Source organism: Acidovorax sp. KPB24-03, assembly GCF_057546605.1.
In genome coordinates this window covers 48,946-63,542 of record NZ_BAAJYR010000005.1, presented here as the reverse complement: position 1 = coordinate 63,542, position 14,597 = coordinate 48,946, and the positions used below count along the sequence as shown (strand labels likewise).

The 14,597-nt window shown below is 65.0% G+C and carries 13 protein-coding genes; 2 read left to right on the top strand and 11 right to left on the bottom strand.

Annotated features, from left to right (window positions below):
• Both AC27KI_RS02080 and AC27KI_RS02075 read right to left on the bottom strand, forming a co-directional pair.
• Positions 1-296, bottom strand: a 296-nt coding sequence (locus AC27KI_RS02080) for a hypothetical protein (protein ID WP_487112323.1), incomplete at its 3' end; no start/stop codon positions are given.
• A 265-nt stretch (positions 297-561) separates the two neighbouring features.
• The gene (locus AC27KI_RS02075; RefSeq protein WP_487112321.1) at positions 562-945 is read right to left on the bottom strand and encodes a VOC family protein; all 384 of its coding nucleotides are present in this window, start codon (positions 943-945) and stop codon (positions 562-564) included.
• 324 nt (positions 946-1,269) lie between these two features.
• Between AC27KI_RS02075 and AC27KI_RS02070 the strand changes: the two genes are divergently transcribed.
• Positions 1,270-1,845: a flavin reductase family protein gene (locus tag AC27KI_RS02070; RefSeq protein ID WP_487112319.1), complete on the top strand. Its 576-nt coding sequence runs from the start codon at positions 1,270-1,272 to the stop codon at positions 1,843-1,845.
• Positions 1,846-1,901: 56 nt separating this feature from the next.
• On the opposite strand, the gene AC27KI_RS02065 is transcribed toward AC27KI_RS02070, so the two are convergent.
• The 6 genes from AC27KI_RS02065 to AC27KI_RS02040 all read right to left on the bottom strand — a co-directional run bounded on the left by AC27KI_RS02065 (position 1,902) and on the right by AC27KI_RS02040 (position 8,180).
• Positions 1,902-2,432 carry a hypothetical protein gene (locus AC27KI_RS02065; protein ID WP_487112317.1) on the bottom strand — a complete coding sequence of 177 codons (531 nt, stop codon included), beginning with the start codon at positions 2,430-2,432 and terminating at the stop codon, positions 1,902-1,904.
• Between the two features lie 191 nt (positions 2,433-2,623).
• A complete protein-coding gene (locus AC27KI_RS02060; protein ID WP_487112315.1) occupies positions 2,624-3,097 on the bottom strand; it encodes a RipA family octameric membrane protein in 474 nt (157 codons plus the stop codon).
• Between the two features lie 20 nt (positions 3,098-3,117).
• Complete coding sequence (locus AC27KI_RS02055; RefSeq protein WP_487112313.1) at positions 3,118-3,279, bottom strand: hypothetical protein; 162 nt, start codon at positions 3,277-3,279, stop codon at positions 3,118-3,120.
• Complete coding sequence (locus tag AC27KI_RS02050) at positions 3,272-5,140, bottom strand: DEAD/DEAH box helicase (protein ID WP_487112311.1); 1,869 nt, start codon at positions 5,138-5,140, stop codon at positions 3,272-3,274. Before AC27KI_RS02050 ends, AC27KI_RS02055 begins: the two co-directional genes overlap by 8 nt.
• 426 nt (positions 5,141-5,566) lie before the next feature.
• Complete coding sequence (locus AC27KI_RS02045) at positions 5,567-7,156, bottom strand: gamma-glutamyltransferase (RefSeq protein WP_487112309.1); 1,590 nt, start codon at positions 7,154-7,156, stop codon at positions 5,567-5,569.
• A 40-nt stretch (positions 7,157-7,196) separates the two neighbouring features.
• On the bottom strand, positions 7,197-8,180 hold the full coding sequence (locus AC27KI_RS02040; RefSeq protein ID WP_487112307.1) for a Bug family tripartite tricarboxylate transporter substrate binding protein: 984 nt from the start codon (positions 8,178-8,180) through the stop codon (positions 7,197-7,199).
• Positions 8,181-8,355: 175 nt separating this feature from the next.
• Between AC27KI_RS02040 and AC27KI_RS02035 the strand changes: the two genes are divergently transcribed.
• Positions 8,356-9,264 (top strand): LysR family transcriptional regulator, encoded by a 909-nt coding sequence (locus tag AC27KI_RS02035; protein WP_284394199.1) that lies wholly within the window; start codon positions 8,356-8,358, stop codon positions 9,262-9,264.
• Positions 9,265-9,289: 25 nt separating this feature from the next.
• Here the strand turns inward: AC27KI_RS02035 and AC27KI_RS02030 are convergent, their stop codons facing one another.
• The 3 genes from AC27KI_RS02030 to AC27KI_RS02020 form a co-directional block, all read right to left on the bottom strand.
• Positions 9,290-11,470 (bottom strand): hypothetical protein, encoded by a 2,181-nt coding sequence (locus AC27KI_RS02030; RefSeq protein ID WP_487112305.1) that lies wholly within the window; start codon positions 11,468-11,470, stop codon positions 9,290-9,292.
• A gap of 39 nt (positions 11,471-11,509) precedes the next feature.
• Positions 11,510-13,249: a hypothetical protein gene (locus tag AC27KI_RS02025; protein WP_487089804.1), complete on the bottom strand. Its 1,740-nt coding sequence runs from the start codon at positions 13,247-13,249 to the stop codon at positions 11,510-11,512.
• 563 nt (positions 13,250-13,812) lie between these two features.
• Complete coding sequence (locus tag AC27KI_RS02020) at positions 13,813-14,532, bottom strand: uracil-DNA glycosylase (protein ID WP_487112303.1); 720 nt, start codon at positions 14,530-14,532, stop codon at positions 13,813-13,815.
• Positions 14,533-14,597 lie beyond the last annotated feature (65 nt).

The window sequence follows — 14,597 nt, the reverse complement described above, 5'->3', positions numbered from 1 at the left end:
CAACGCGGGGCACGCCGGGTGACGGCCCCGGCGGCGCGGCGGGCAGCGACTGCGACGCGCTCATCACCATCGCCGCCCAGGCCTGCGTGGAAGAGCGCACGCTGCAGGGCATCCGCGAGGCGCGCGACCAGTTCAACCAACCCGGCGCCCTGGAACGCCTGGCCCGCTACCACGGCGCCGACCAGGCGCGCTGGATGCTGAGCGCGTGGGTGGACACCTGGCTGCACCCGGGTTTTGCCGATTGGTCGCTCGCCGAGGCCATGGCGCGCGTCACCTGCCCCGTGCTGGCCCTGCATGGGGACCGCGACGAATACGGCTCCACGGAGCAGCCCGAGCGCATCGCCCGCTGGGCCGCCGGGCCGGCGCGTGTGGACATCCTGCCCGGCGTGGGCACGTGCCCCACCGCGAACGGCCCGACGCGATGGCCCAGCGGATCGAGGGGTTCCTGGCCGGCCTGCCCGCGGGCCCGGAGGACGGCACCGGCCACCCACCGCACCAACCGCCCTCAACGCCGGGCTGACGCCTGCCGCGCTGAAAGCCGTCCCGACCGCAGCGAGCGCCTCACACCTTGGGCGGCCGATGCAGTGCGCAGAGCTTGTTGCCGTCCGGATCGCGCAGATACGCCAGGTACAGCGCGCCGCTCGGGCCCTCGCGAAAGCCCGGCGGGTCTTCGCAGGTCGTGCCACCGTGGGCGACGCCCGCGTCGTGAAACGCCTGCGCCTGTTCCGGCGACTGCACGGTGAACCCGATGGTGCTGCCGTTGCCGTGGCAGGCCGGCTCGCCGTTGATGGGCGTGGAGATCGCGAACGTGCCCGTGGGGCTGCGGTAGAAATAGCGGTTCTTGTGGGCGGACCCGGGGGCGATGCCCAACGTGCCGAGCACCGCGTCGTAGAACCGCTTGGACACTTCCAGATCGCTCACACCCAACATCACATGACTGAACATGGCTTTTGTCTCCGTGGCACCCGTCGCCGGGCAAAAAAGGGATCGGACGATGGTAGCGGCCGCCTGCCCGGGCACGCGGCGCCCGCGGACGCTGCGCGCCGCCTTGGAGACATCCCGGAGGGGTTCGGGCCAGTGGGGGAAACCCTCCGGGTCCGCGCTGATAAACCAAGCATCAAAATGGCCACCAGCGCAATTGACACTAGGGCATATTGCTATCAAAAGCAGAGCATCACGTTTCGACCCCACGCCAACCGCTGCCTGCAACCCAGTCCCATCTCACCTCATCCCCATCCCCATCCCATCCACCCTGCCGCTCCTCCCGCCATGCCACCCACCCACTTCACCCCCGTCCCGCTCGACAAGGCCTACCGCCTGCTCAACCACGGCCCCACCGTGCTCGTCTCCGCCCACCACGCCGGCACCGACAACGTGATGGCCGCCGCCTGGGCCTGCGCGCTGGACTTCAGCCCGCCGAAGGTCACCGTGGTGATCGACAAGGCCACGCGCACGCGCGAGCTGGTGGAAGCCAGCGGCCAGTTCGCGCTGCAGTTGCCCACGCAGGCCATGGCCGCGCTCACCGTGGGCGTGGGCACCGACAGCGCCAAGGCGCGACCCGACAAGCTGCAGCACTACGGCGTGGGGTTGTTCCACGCGCCCGGCCACGACGCCACGCCCCTGGTGCAGGGCTGCGCCGCCTGGCTGGTGTGCCGCGTGGTGCCCGAGCCGCACAACCAGCAGGCGTACGACCTGTTCATCGCCGAGGTGGTGGCCGCGTGGGCGGACGAGCGGGTGTTTCGGGAAGGGCACTGGCACTTCGACGAAGCGCCGGAAGGACTGCGCACGCTGCATTACGTGGCTGGTGGGCAGTTTTATGCGACGGGGGCGTCGGTGCGGGGTTGAGTGAAGGGAAGGCGCACGTGGGGCACGAAACAATGCAGATAAAAATGCATCACCCTTTAAAGACCAAGAAGAGATTTGAATGTTTGAACCTCTTTTCTCGGTTTTCCGGGGGCCGTATTTAAGAGTCCAGGCACCACCATTTCCCGAAGGATTTTGGTATCTCGCAGGTTTGAAAGACTCTTATTGCGAGTCAGGCAATTTCCTATAAGCATTATTTCCAACTTCTGAATATCTTTGTGTCCGTTTCCATTTGGACCGGAGAGCACGCCACTGGGCGTGTACTTTGGAATAATTGTTAGAAGAGGTGTGCCCTTCCTTGCGGCAAGCGCATTATTATAATGATTTATTTTATGCGGAGTAAAGCACTCCTTTTGAAATGATTGCTTTTCAGCGAGCCCCACATACCAAGGAAGAGCGCCTTTGCCAGCCCTAATAGAAAATATGTAACAACCGACACCTAGGGATGCATACTCTCCAAAATAAGAGTCAACCTTATTCCAAAAAGTCGAAATCGACAATTTATCTGCCTCCAGCAAACCATTTTTCTGCTTCGACAACTCTAGAGCGGGATAAGGGTAAAAATTCATATTATTATCGATAAAATATGACCTACAGCCAGCACAATTCAATTCAACAACATGCAAGAGAAAATCATTTCCCCAAACTAATATCATCGAGAATTTTTTGCGCGAGATATTGTTGATTCCGCATGAGCAAAAAATTTCAAATTACAGCATCCTGCAGCAGGCAATTTCTTTCTTGCGAACAAAATGCATATTTATTTAGCCCCCGTCAGATTAACAAAAGTAAACCCCTTCACAGGAATTGACCAATTCGAGATGGCACCAAAATCAAGAGTATGCAAAGTCAATATAATCCAAGCAAATAATAAAGCCAAGCTAACTTTTATAGGTGCGCGCCCCACCCCAAATGCTCGCAATATTAGAAAGTTGGTAAATCCTGAGCCGCGCTTCATAGCAAATCTTTTTCGAATCTCTTCATGAACTTCTTCGAAAGGACTGACGAACAAATCAAAAAAATGACCTGATTGCTTGGTCTGTATCTCCCGCAATTTCTTCTCATAGTGATCCACACGACTTTCCCACCATTCCTGCCAAAACTTCGCACCACATGCCATTTGAAGCTGATAAATGGAAACAAGAATTCCAGCAATACTTATCACCAACTCGACAAATGGCTTGCTAGCTTGGTTCTGTAGTGCAGCACCTAGCAAAACGCCTTGGAAGAGCATGAAAAAATTATTTCTTTGAATCAACTGATCAATTTCAAAATTTCTCTATCGATACATATTTTATAAACTGCCTTGATCGATTCAATCTCTTCTTTCGAAGTTATTTCATCAATTAATGGATTATTTTTCATCGCTCCCCCTCTCAAATTAACATCAATGAATTTCAACAATTGTTCAAACATGATTCTTATGAAACCTCTCGACATTTGCAGTCAGCAATAACCTTTGCGTGGCTCTGGTCGACGCAACATATGCCAGACGTGCCTGCAACTCGATGTCCACCCCAGACCTCTCCACTTTATTTCGCTCATCACTCTGTACCACCGCCACCACCGCCCACTCCAACCCCTTACTCGCATGCATGGTCATGACCTTGATCGTGTCCTCCTCCGGCCGGTAATCCCCTGACCTCTTTCGCATCCGGTGCGGCAGCCCTTTTCGCACCAACGCCGCCGAGCATTCCTCCATCTCGCTGTAATGCCGGCAAAGCACCGCCATATCGCCCCACGCATGCCCTTGCGCATGCTGGTCCGCCAGCAATTCCGCCACCCGTGCGGCGCGCTCCGGCAGCGTGGGCAGGTCTATCACGATGGGCTCCGGGCCCTCTCGACCGCAGCTCATGGGTTGCAGCAGCGGGATGCCGTCCTCCCCGCCCACGGCGTCTTCGGGCTGGAGCAGGCCGCCGGCCATGCGGTGGGCCAGTTGCAGGATCTGCCGCGTGTTGCGGTAGTTGATCTTCAGGATGGTGGTGCGGCCCTGGGCCTGGATGCCGACGCTTTTCAGGCTGAAGCTCTTCTTGTCGGCGCGGTCGTAGATGCTCTGCGCGTCGTCGTACAGCAGCAGCAGGCTGTTGGTGGCCGGGTCCACCATCTGCGTGACGAGCTTGAGCCATTCGGGCGCGAAGTCGTGGCCCTCGTCGATGAGGATGGCGTGGTACTGGCCGGCGGGAATGTGGCCCGCATCCACGCCGTGGATAACGCGCTGCACGTACTCGGCCATCAGCTTGTCCACGGGCCAGCGCTGCGTGCCCTCGGGCAGCAGGTGGTAGGTCACCAGTTGGTCGCGGCACCATTTGTGGAAGTGGCGCACGTGCACGCGGTCTTGCAGTCCCTTGGCCTGGAAGGTGGCCGCCAGTTTCACGCCCAGCGGCTCGTTGTAGCAGAGGATGAGGATGGGCTTGGCGCCCGCCGTCTGCGTCTGCGCCAGGTGTTCGGCGCGGTAGCCGAGGATCATGGTCTTGCCCGAGCCGGCCACGCCGTGGATGACGCGGTGACCGTCGCCCAGGCTGCGGGCGAGCTGCTCCTGCTGCAGGTCCATCACCCGCATGATGCCGGGCAGGCGGGCGTCTTCATCGTCGTCGCTGTCGCCCCCCTCTCCGCCAGTGCCCTGCCCGAACAGGCTTTGCTGCTGAGGCACGCGCACTTCGGGGAACAGGATCCACCGAACGCGGTCGAGCTGCGGCAGGGTGATGGCGCTCTTGCGGCCGAAGGTGTGCGGGTACATGGCCCACAGGCGCTGCTGGAAGGCCTCGGCGTCCACGTCTTCAAACATCTCGTCCTTGCAGATGGCCAGGTGGGACGGAATCGCCTCGCCCAGGCCCGCGCCCTCGAATTGCTTGCGGGTGATATGGGTGAAGACCACGCCGTGGCCCCAGGGGAAGGCGAGCTTGCCTTGGTAGGGGCCTTCGCCCTGCACCAGTTGCGGGTCGCGCTCCAGCGCATTGACGACCTGGATCGCGCAGTGGCGCGCCTGCTGCAGCGGGCTCATGACGACCTTGAGCTGGCCCTCGGGCGCGATCTCGAAGCGTTCGCGCGTGGCGTTGCGGATGGTGTCCAGGCGCCAATCCTTCACTTCCAGGATGAGTGCGCCGCGGCGGGGGTGCAGCACCACGAAGTCGGGCCGCGTCTGCTTGGGGCCGATGGGCACGTCCCACCAGAGCAGGTAGTCGTCCTCCAGCTTCTGCTCCAGCCGCTCGGCCAGGCGGCGCTCGCCCGAGGTCATGCGGCCCGCGCAGGCGCCCAGCGCCGGTATCAAGGTTGCCATTCCATCCCCCCAGCCCTCCCGATTTATGTATCTGTCTGTTGCAGCTTATAGCGGGAGTGGCTGATTTCTAACTGACGGAAACCCCGGGATGGCGTTCGGGTAAAGCGCCATCGCACAGATGGAGCCATGAGAAAAAATGGCCTCCAGCGCATATCTTTCTAGGGCGTATAGCTATTAATTTAATAGCAACCCAAATACGACGCCGAGTGGGAAGAGAGAGGCCAAAAACCGCGATGGACCAGGCGTGTCGCGCTGATCTCGCAGGCAGCACTTAGCAAATACTTGCACGAGGGCTGCTGCCCGAGAGGAGTCCGCCGCACACAGGCGAGCCGGTCTTCGGCACCCAGGGCGGGTGCCACGCGCCGGCAGGCCACCGGCCGGCGCGCTGCCGGCGGTCGCCTGCCAGAAGGCGACCAGCTGGCTGGCTTACTTGTTCACGAACGCATTGCGCGCCGCCACCGCCAGGTCCGGGTAGTTGGCAAACATGCCGTCCATGCCCATGTCCAGGTAGCTGCGGAACTCGGTGGCGGCCGTGGCGGCGTTGGCCTGGGCGAAGGTCCAGCCGTGCACCTTGAGGCCGGCGGCGTGGGCCTGGTCGATGTAGTCCTTGGTGATCGGGTACGCGGCGGTGTTGATGACCACGCCGATGCCTTCGGTGAAGCCGGCCACTTCCTTGAAGGTGAGCTGCGTGACGGTGCTGCCGGAGATCACGCCCATGCGCGGCGTGCCGTCGGCATGCATGGCGAACGCCGGAATGATGGTGTGCGAGGGGCGCTTGCGCGGGCCCACCTCGTTGGCATGGCCCGGCACCAGGCTGAAGCCGTGGCCCCGGTTCTGCAGGCTGATGCCGGTGCCCGGCACCACCACGCCCGATCCGAAGCCCATGTAATTGGACTGGATGAACGACACCATCATCCCCGAGGCATCGGCGGCCGCCAGGTACACCGTGCCGCCGCGGCGCGGCGCGCCGTGGCCGGGATCGCCCGCGCGCGCCGGATCGATGTGCAGGGCACGCTCGCGCAGGTAGGCCGGGTCCAGCAGGTCGCGCGGCGCCACGCGCATCGCGTCGATGTCGGCGTTGTGCTCGTACAGGTCGGCCAGCGCGAGCTTCATGGCCTCGATGCTGGCATGCACCGTCTCCACGTCGTCCACGGGGCGCGTGCCGATGCCCACGGCGTCGAGCAGCCCCAGCGCGATCAGCGCGGCGATGCCCTGGCCGTTGGGCGGGATTTCATGCACGACCGCGTCGCCGAACGGCTGGCTCACCGTGCCCACCCAGTCGGCCTGGTGCGCGGCGAGGTCGTCCTCGGTCATCGCGCCGCCATTCGCCTGCGCGTGGGCGGCCATCTGGCGGGCCAGCGTGCCGCGGTAGAAGGCCTCGCCACCGGTGTCGGCGATCAGCTCCAGGGTGCGGGCATGCGCTTCGCTGCGGAAGATCTCGCCCGCGCGCGGCGCCCGCCCGCCGGGCATGAAGCACTCCGCGAAACCCGGCTGGGCACCCAGCCGGTCCGCCCCCAGCGCCCACTGCGTGGCGATGATGGGCGAGACCGGAAAACCGCCGCGCGCGTATTCGATGGCGGGCTGCGCCAGTTGCGCGAACGGCAGCTTGCCCAGCCGCTTCGACAGCGCGACCCAGGCCGAGACCGCGCCGGGCACGGTCACGGCGTTCCAGCCGGACTCGGGAATGCCGCCGCGCTGGGCGAAGTATTCGGGCGTCCAGGCCGCCGGCGAGCGGCCCGAGGCATTGAGGCCGTGCAGTTCCTTGCCATCCCACACGATGGCGAAGCCATCGCTGCCGATGCCGCAGCCCGTGGGCTCCACCACCGTCAGCGCCATGGCCGTGGCAATGGCCGCGTCCACCGCGTTGCCGCCGGCCATCAGCATGCGCAGCCCGGCCTGGGCGGCCAGGGGCTGCGAGGCGGAAACGATGTTGCGGCCCATGACGGGGCTGCGGTGCGAGGCGTAGGGCTGGCCCCAGTCGAGGGCGGTGGCGTTCGGTGGGGGCGTTTGGGTCATGTCTTGTCTCCTTGGGTTGGGAAAGGCGCTCGGGGCGGACTCATTGTTCCAGGGTGATCTTGCGCTCGCGGATCACGGCGGCCCAGCGTGCGCTGTCGGCCTGCACCATGGCGGCGAACTGCGCGGCCGTGCTGGGCCGGGCCGGCTCCACGCCCAGCTTGGCCAGGCTGGCGATGACGTCCGGGGCCTGCATGGCCTTGGCGAAGGCCTGGTGGATGCGCTCCACCAGCGCGGGCGGCGCACCGGCCGGTGCGTACACGCCGAACCAGGTCACCGACGAATAGCCGGGCAGGCCGGACTCCGCCAGCGTGGGCAGCTCGGGCGCGAGCGCGCTGCGCTGCTGGCTGGTCACGGCCAGGGCCCGCAGGCGGCCGCTCTTCACGTGGGGCATGCCGGTGGGAATCGAGTCGAACAGCACATGCACCTGGCCCGTCGCCAGGTCGGCAATCGACTGGGCCGTGCCCTTGTACGGCACGTGCGTCATCTCGATGCCGGCCTGCGCGCTGAAGGCCGCGGCATTGAGGTGCACGATGGTGCCGTTGCCGCTGCTGGCGTAGTTGAGCTGGCCGGGGTGCGCCTTGGCGTAGGCGATCAGGTCCGCCACCGATTTGACGGGCAGCGAGGGCGTGACCAGCAGCACGCTGGCGGCGTCCGCCACGTGGGCCACGGGTGTGAAGTCCTTGCGCGGGTCATAGGCCAGGCGCGGCATGAGGTGGGGCGAGATCGCGTGCGTGCTGCTGGTGGTCAGCAGCAGCGTGTAGCCGTCGGCCGGGGCCTTGGCGGCCTCGGCCGCGCCGATGGTGCCGCCCGCGCCGGGCCGGTTGTCCACCACCATCTGCTGGCCCAGGTCCTGCGACACGCGCTGCGTGACCACGCGCGCCACCAGATCGGTGGCCCCGCTGGCCGGAAACGGCACGATCACGCGCACGGGGTGGCTGGGCCAGGCCTGCGCAGAGACCCCGCCGGCCGTCGCGGTGAGCGACAACGCAACGAGCAGGCAACGGGTGAAATTCACGAATCGCATGGAGCACTCCGATCGGGCACGCGGCAAAAGGGGCCATCTTAGGAATCGGTGCGCCTGCTGACCAACAGCAATTCGGCAAAGACCTTTGCCGCAACGGCAAAGCACTCGATACTTTGCACATTCCCGAGCAAACCCGTTCCAAGCCCCTTCAAAGCCGTTTGCGCCTTTCTCCACCATGCGAGCCCACCTGCTGCAAGACACCGCCCTGCGCTACTTCCTCGAAGTGGCGCAATGCGGATCGCTGACCGAAGCCTCCGCCCGGCTGCACGTGGCCGCATCGGCCCTGAGCCGCCAGATCGCGGGGCTGGAGGCGCAACTGGGCACGCCGCTGTTCGAGCGGCACCCGCGCGGCATGGTGCTGACGGCGGCCGGCGAGATCCTCGCCACGCATGCGCGGCGCACCGGGCTGGACGCGGAGCGCGCGCTGGGCGAGATCGGCGCGCTGCTCGGGCTGCGTGCGGGCCAGGTGCGCCTGGCCACCTCGGATGTGTTCGCCAACGAACTGGTGCCCCGGCTGTGCGTGGCGTTCCAGCGCGAGCATGCGGGCATCCGCTTCACGGTGACGGCGCTGCCCACCGCGCAGGTGCCGGAGGCCGTGCGCACGGGTGTGGCCGACATCGGCCTGTGCTTCAGCCGCGCGCCGCAGCCCGGCATCCAGGTGGCCCACCGCCAGAGCGCGCCCGTGCTCGCCATGCTGCCGCCCGGGCACCCGCTGGCCGGCGCCAGCCGCGTCAGCCTGGCGCAGATGGCCCGGTTCCCGCTCGTGCTGCCGCCGCAGGAAACCATCGTGCGCCAGATGATCGACATGGCCTGCAGCCGCCAGGGCCTGCAACTGGAGCCCGTGCTGGTCAGCAACCACGCCCGCACGGTGCTGGAGTTCGTGGCGCATGGCGGCGGCGTATCGGTATCGAGCGAAATCGCCACGCGCCATGCCGTGGCCGCAGGCGCCATCGTGGCCCGGCCCCTCGGCGACCCGGGCATGGACCTGCGCGACATTGAAGTGCAGACCCTCGCCGGCCGCGCGTTGCCCGTGGCTGCACAGGCCTTTCTGGAGCGGCTGAAGCAAGAGTTGCCGGGACTGTGACAGGCGGCAGGGCAGGCCTGCAGGATCAGGGGCCTGCCATGCGGTGCTGCAGCGCTTTCAGCACCTCGGCGTCGAGCACGCCCCGGTGCACGCTGTGCAGGGCGTCGTTGAGCAACTCCCAGGTCGGACCCTTGCCCCGCTGATCGGCAGTTTTCACATGAAACGCGTCAAGGGCTTCGAAAGGCACGGTGCGGCACGCCTCGGCCGTGATCGGCGCCTTGGCATGCAAATGCACGTAGAGCGCGGGCGCGGGCCGGCCATCCGCCAGCTTTCCCGTATCGATCTTCACTTCGAACAGGGTGCCGTGGCGGTGGTCGAGGTCGCCGTGCGATGGCAGCTTGCGGGGAGCGCCGATCCGCGGGGCCGACCCTTGCGCCTCGGCGTCAGTCGCCATGTTCAGCAGGTGCGACACATGTTTCAGGTCAGGGTACGGAAAGGTCTTGATCAGATCGGCCCCGATGGCATCGACGGACCGGTGCAGTCCCTCGATCGCCGCGATGCGCTCATTCAGCGCCTGGAGCGCGTCCGAGACCGATGGCATCCCCGCCACGCCCGCCGCCGCCAGCTGCTCGCGCCGGGCCTGCCACTGCCCCCGTACGCCGAACCATCCATCGAGCGTTTGCCGCATCTGCCGCACGGCGCTCAGCGGCTCGGTGCGCGGGTCCATCGCTGCGCTGATTGCACAAGCGTCCTTGTGCATCGATTCGGCCAGCGCCAACAAGTCGCCAGGCCCGCGCAGCCCGCCGAGCTTTGGCGCAGGGAACGTTTTCAGACGCTCCTGGGCCAGCTCCAGCACGACCGTCTGTCGCAGGGACAGCGCAGGGGCGGTCTCCTGATCCGCCTTGTTGCGCGCGAAGGCTTTGCGTGCCTTGCCCATACCGGATCGCGTGGGCCGTGTTGCGCGAGCGGAACCGGACGCGGCGGTTTCTTCCAACACCGAATCGCTCTGCGCATCGTCGTCCGGCAACGCTGCGGTTTCGCGTCGCGTCGGATGTCCCAGGAATGTGTTGCCTTCCAACAGCTTGCCAACGGTGTAGGAGACTTTGTGGGCGTTCAGCACCGCATCGCACTGCTGGGCCAGCGCGCCGACGGCGGCTACCAGCCGCTTGGCGAAGTCGAGAGCGCCGGACTGCGAAGCACCGGTTTCGGTGTCGAAGTGGCGGCTCGCGAGCACGATGAATGTCTCGGCGTGCTCACGCAAAAGCAAAGCGCCGTTTTCCATGCGGCTCACCATCGGTTGCTGCCGGGGGATGCGGGCATCCTGCAGCAGGTCGATCGCAGGGGCGTCCGACAGGTTTGCCGCACAGGTCAGCAGCGCGACGGTCTCTCGAAGAATCTCCGTGCCATTCAAGCCTTCTGCAACCACCATGCGATTGCACAATGTCCAGATCTGCTCCTTGTGCAGATCGAACGCTCTCATCCGCAGATTCGTGAGCGTGAGGATGGCCTCCTTCAAGTTCTCGGTCATCGTCGGATAGGCCTTGAGATGGGCGGGCGCACTCAGGTTTTCGATCGCCTCGGAAGTCGCACGGAGATAAGGTTCGATCGCCTCGACGGCGAGATCAACCTGACCGAGGTAGGCATGCAGGTCGCGGTCCAGCGCTGGCAGGTCCACTGGCTCCGAGCGCGCCTGGAGCATGCGTTGCGAAAGCGAGTAGCCTGCCTCGGCAGGCAATGGGGGAAGGTAGCCCACCAAGGTGGCGGCCAGCGCTGCGCGCTTGTTGTAGAGGGCCACGAACGATGTTCGTCCGTCCTCACCGGCCCGGTGAAGTTCGGTCATCTCCTTGAAGGCCGCAATGCCGCGATCTGCCGACTGAAAGGCCATCCACAACGTGCGCTGCTGTTTCTCGACCGTGACGAGCCCGCGCGTCCAAAGCTGGTCGAAAGTACGGAGATAAGCCATTGCACCGCCAACCGTCTGGGCGGCGGCCATGGCTACCTGCTTTTTTTCGTGTTTCTCAATCTGCTGTTGCTGCGCCGGCGTCGGTACCCGCTGCGCGGGCAACTGCGCACGGGGCGCAGGCGCCCCATGGCTCGCCGCGGCGCCGCTGGAGCGGGGAACAAGGCGCTCCGTCAAGTGGCTGGATGGGCTGGCCGACACGCTGGCATGCTGGTCGTCAGCGGGCACTGCCGCCTGATCCTGCACAGCGCGATGGCCACGGTCGTTCCGAGAGGTGCCTGCCGATTGCACGTGTTCGCCGGACACGGGCCTACCCTTCGAACGCGATGGGCAAGGGCTGCAAACTCATGCCTTCATGGACTTTTGCAGATCCACCAGTACCTGATCCGTCAAGGCGCCACGGTGCACTGGTCCTAGCAACGCGGCATTGAGGGCTTCCCACTTGCGGCCCAGCGCGCGCTGTTCGGCCGTTTTGACATGCACTGCCGCCAGCTCGCCGGGGGAGATATTGGCGATGGCATCGGTTCCTACCACGTTCTTGGTATGGAAGTGCACATAGAGAGGTGCCGCTGGCTGCCCGTTCGACAGTGGCTCCACAGCAAGGCGCACTTCGAACAGCGTGCCGTGGTCGCCATCCGGATCGCCGTCGGACGGCAGCTTGCGGACCGCCCCGTCCGGCACGGCCGCGCCGGAGTTCAGCAGCATGGACACATGGTTTGCCCTCGGCAGCGCGTATTGCTTCACGAGATCGATCTCGAACGCACTGACCTGCTCGTGCAAGGTCTGCACCTGTACAGCGCGCTGGGCCACCTCTTTTTGCAACTCGACCGTTTTCGGCTCCAGTTCGACGCCGGTCAAACCGTCAAGCTGTTGGCTGCGCTGGGCCCAGATGCCGGGCTGGCCGAACCATTCCACCAGCGCGCGGCGCATCATCTGGCCCGCATTGACGGGATCGGTGCCGGCGTCGAGCGCAGCCCGGATGTCCTTCGTGTCCTGCTTCATCGACGCCGCCAGGGCGAAGAAGTCGAAGCGCGCTCCGGACGGCGCCGCTGGCGGCTTGCGGAATTGGTTGACGCGTGCTTGCGCCAGTTCGATGCAGACCTGCTGCTGCACCGACAAGCCGGGCTTCGAAGCCGAGGCAGCCGATGCCCCCGATGCGGAGTGCGTGGCCTTCGCATGGCGGCGGGATTTGCGGCCGGGCCTGGACGACTGCGCCTGAGCCGCCTGATCGGAGGCCGCGGCTTCCTGCGCTGCGGCGGCGGGCTCTTCCGACTCGAGCGGAGCCTCACGCGCGGTCGTTGCCTGCCCCTCCGTAGTGAACTCATGGACGCGCTCTGCGATCTGTGGCGAAAGCTTGTACGCGTTGAGCACCTCGCCGATCTCGGTGGTCAGGAGCCGGATGCTCGCCGCCATTTCCAGCGCCGCCCTGCCGACCGGTGATGCGGCCAGGTCCTGGTCCGGCGGCAGATCCCGGGTCGCGGCCGTGAGGTGATCGTGCGCGTGGTGTTCCAGCACCTTCACGTAGTTTTGAAGCCATGCCTCCTTGCCAGGCAGGGGCCCGACGCGCGCGTCCTGCAGCAGATCCACGACGCCGCGCATGCGCACGACATCGCCGACGAGTCCTTTCTGCATTTCCCGGGTCTGGCCGGTCACGCTTTCAGTCTCGTCGGCCAGCGTCAGCATCATGATGCTCAGCATCACTCGATCCACGTGCGAATTGATGGCGATGAGCCGGCTCTCGGCCGTGCCCATGACTGCAGCCTTGAGCGTTGTTTCGGCACCGGCCGTCGATTCGAACGTTTCCCGCTTCCCTAGCGACTTCAGGGTTTCTGCCAACGCGACGGCACAAGGCTCCAGCTCTTTGAGTTGCGTATCCGTTTGCTCGATATAGCGGGTCCACAATGCCCGGGCGGTCGCCATGTCAGGATAAGAAAGAAGCTTATCCCGCAGCGGCTTGACGTCAACTTTGGGCGTCGTCATGACCAGGCGATAAGCAGCCATCGTCCGCTGCTGCTCAATAAAGACCGGAAAGAGTGGGCCGAGCTTTTGCGCCTGGCCCATCGTCAGCTTGCCCAGCGCCTCCATGGCAGCCTGGGCTCTCGGGAAAGCACGGGACGATGTGAAGCGCATGGCCGGAGCATGGGTCGCCATCGACATCCTGTCCGAGGCCGTGTGATATTGCTGGAGGAAGGGAACCGCCTCGTCGATGGTTCTGCCCGCCGCCAGGGCTGCAGGCGAAGGGCGCGCCAACGCTGTTTCCAAGACACCGCGCTGCGGGAGGGCGCTGGTTCGGGGACGCTGTGCCGCGGCGTTGGCAGAGCCACTGGCCTCCGCACCGCTGCGCGAGCGCAAAGTATCCGAAGGCCCGCCTTGGTGGACCGAGGAGCCGCGCTGCCGCCCTGCCGATGTACTGGCCGAGGGAGACGCGCCTTGCGAAGGTGGCGTGGTGGCAGGACCGGACGGTGCCCTTGCGGCATGGCCGCGACGGTTCACATTTCCTGAGGGCATGGAAAACCTTGACGAAGTCAATCTACAGCCTGAAGGATGGCTGTGGTACTGCGGAAAGACTCTCAAAACCCGAAGCAGCTCAGGGGCTGGCGAAGCCCCCTTTGCAAAGCGTGGGGGCCCGCCCAGCCCTCACGCCGTGGCTACTTCTCGGCGTGCTGCTGGCGAAACTCCCGCGCCTTGCCGAAGTGCCCGCACCCGATGAACGGCACCGGCGGGCGCAGCGCGGACAGCGGCGAAGGGTGGTTGGCGGCGAGCACCAGATGGCCCCGGTCGCCCGGAATCCAAACGCGCTTGGATTGGGCGTGCGAGCCCCACAGCATGAACACCACCGGCCGATCGCCCTCGGCCACATGGCGGATCACTGCGTCGGTGAGCTCCTCCCAGCCCTTGCCGGAATGGATGGCGGCCTGGCCCTCTTCCACCGTGAGGCAGGTGTTGAGCAGCAGCACGCCATTTTTGGCCCATTTGGCGAGGCTGCCGCCCGGCTCGGGCCAGGCGGGAAAGGGGGTGCCCAGGTCGCGCTGCATCTCCTTGAAGATGTTGCGCAGCGAAGGCGGCAGCTGCACGCCGGGCGCCACCGAAAACGCGAGGCCCTCGGCCTGCCCGCGGCCGTGGTACGGGTCCTGCCCCAGGATGACCACGCGCACCTGATCGGGCGGGGTCAGCTCCAGCGCGCGCAGCGGCCGGGGCGGGAAGATGGCGGCGCCATCCGCCAGCCGTGCCTTCAGAAACGCCAGCAGCGCCTGCCCCCGCGCACCGGCGAAAAAGGCATCCACCAGGGGCTGCCATCCGGCCGCCACGGGCCAGTCGGCAGGATCGGCGCTGTGCAGCTGGGTGGACGGCGCCACGGAATCATTCATGCTCAAAACAGCCTCCAGCACAATAAGATCTAGGGCATATAGCTATTAATTTAATAGCATCCAGC

Bases quoted from the DNA above. Each gene is read 5' to 3' on its own strand.
- AC27KI_RS02075 (WP_487112321.1), bottom strand. From the start codon at position 945: ATGTTCAGTCATGTGATGTTGGGTGTGAGCGATCTGGAAGTGTCCAAG.
- AC27KI_RS02070 (WP_487112319.1), top strand. From the start codon at position 1,270: ATGCCACCCACCCACTTCACCCCCGTCCCGCTCGACAAGGCCTACCGC.
- AC27KI_RS02065 (WP_487112317.1), bottom strand. From the start codon at position 2,432: ATGAATTTTTACCCTTATCCCGCTCTAGAGTTGTCGAAGCAGAAAAAT.
- AC27KI_RS02060 (WP_487112315.1), bottom strand. From the start codon at position 3,097: ATGCTCTTCCAAGGCGTTTTGCTAGGTGCTGCACTACAGAACCAAGCT.
- AC27KI_RS02055 (WP_487112313.1), bottom strand. From the start codon at position 3,279: ATGTTTGAACAATTGTTGAAATTCATTGATGTTAATTTGAGAGGGGGA.
- AC27KI_RS02050 (WP_487112311.1), bottom strand. From the start codon at position 5,140: ATGGCAACCTTGATACCGGCGCTGGGCGCCTGCGCGGGCCGCATGACC.
- AC27KI_RS02045 (WP_487112309.1), bottom strand. From the start codon at position 7,156: ATGACCCAAACGCCCCCACCGAACGCCACCGCCCTCGACTGGGGCCAG.
- AC27KI_RS02040 (WP_487112307.1), bottom strand. From the start codon at position 8,180: ATGCGATTCGTGAATTTCACCCGTTGCCTGCTCGTTGCGTTGTCGCTC.
- AC27KI_RS02035 (WP_284394199.1), top strand. From the start codon at position 8,356: ATGCGAGCCCACCTGCTGCAAGACACCGCCCTGCGCTACTTCCTCGAA.
- AC27KI_RS02025 (WP_487089804.1), bottom strand. From the start codon at position 13,249: ATGGAGGCGCTGGGCAAGCTGACGATGGGCCAGGCGCAAAAGCTCGGC.
- AC27KI_RS02020 (WP_487112303.1), bottom strand. From the start codon at position 14,532: ATGAATGATTCCGTGGCGCCGTCCACCCAGCTGCACAGCGCCGATCCT.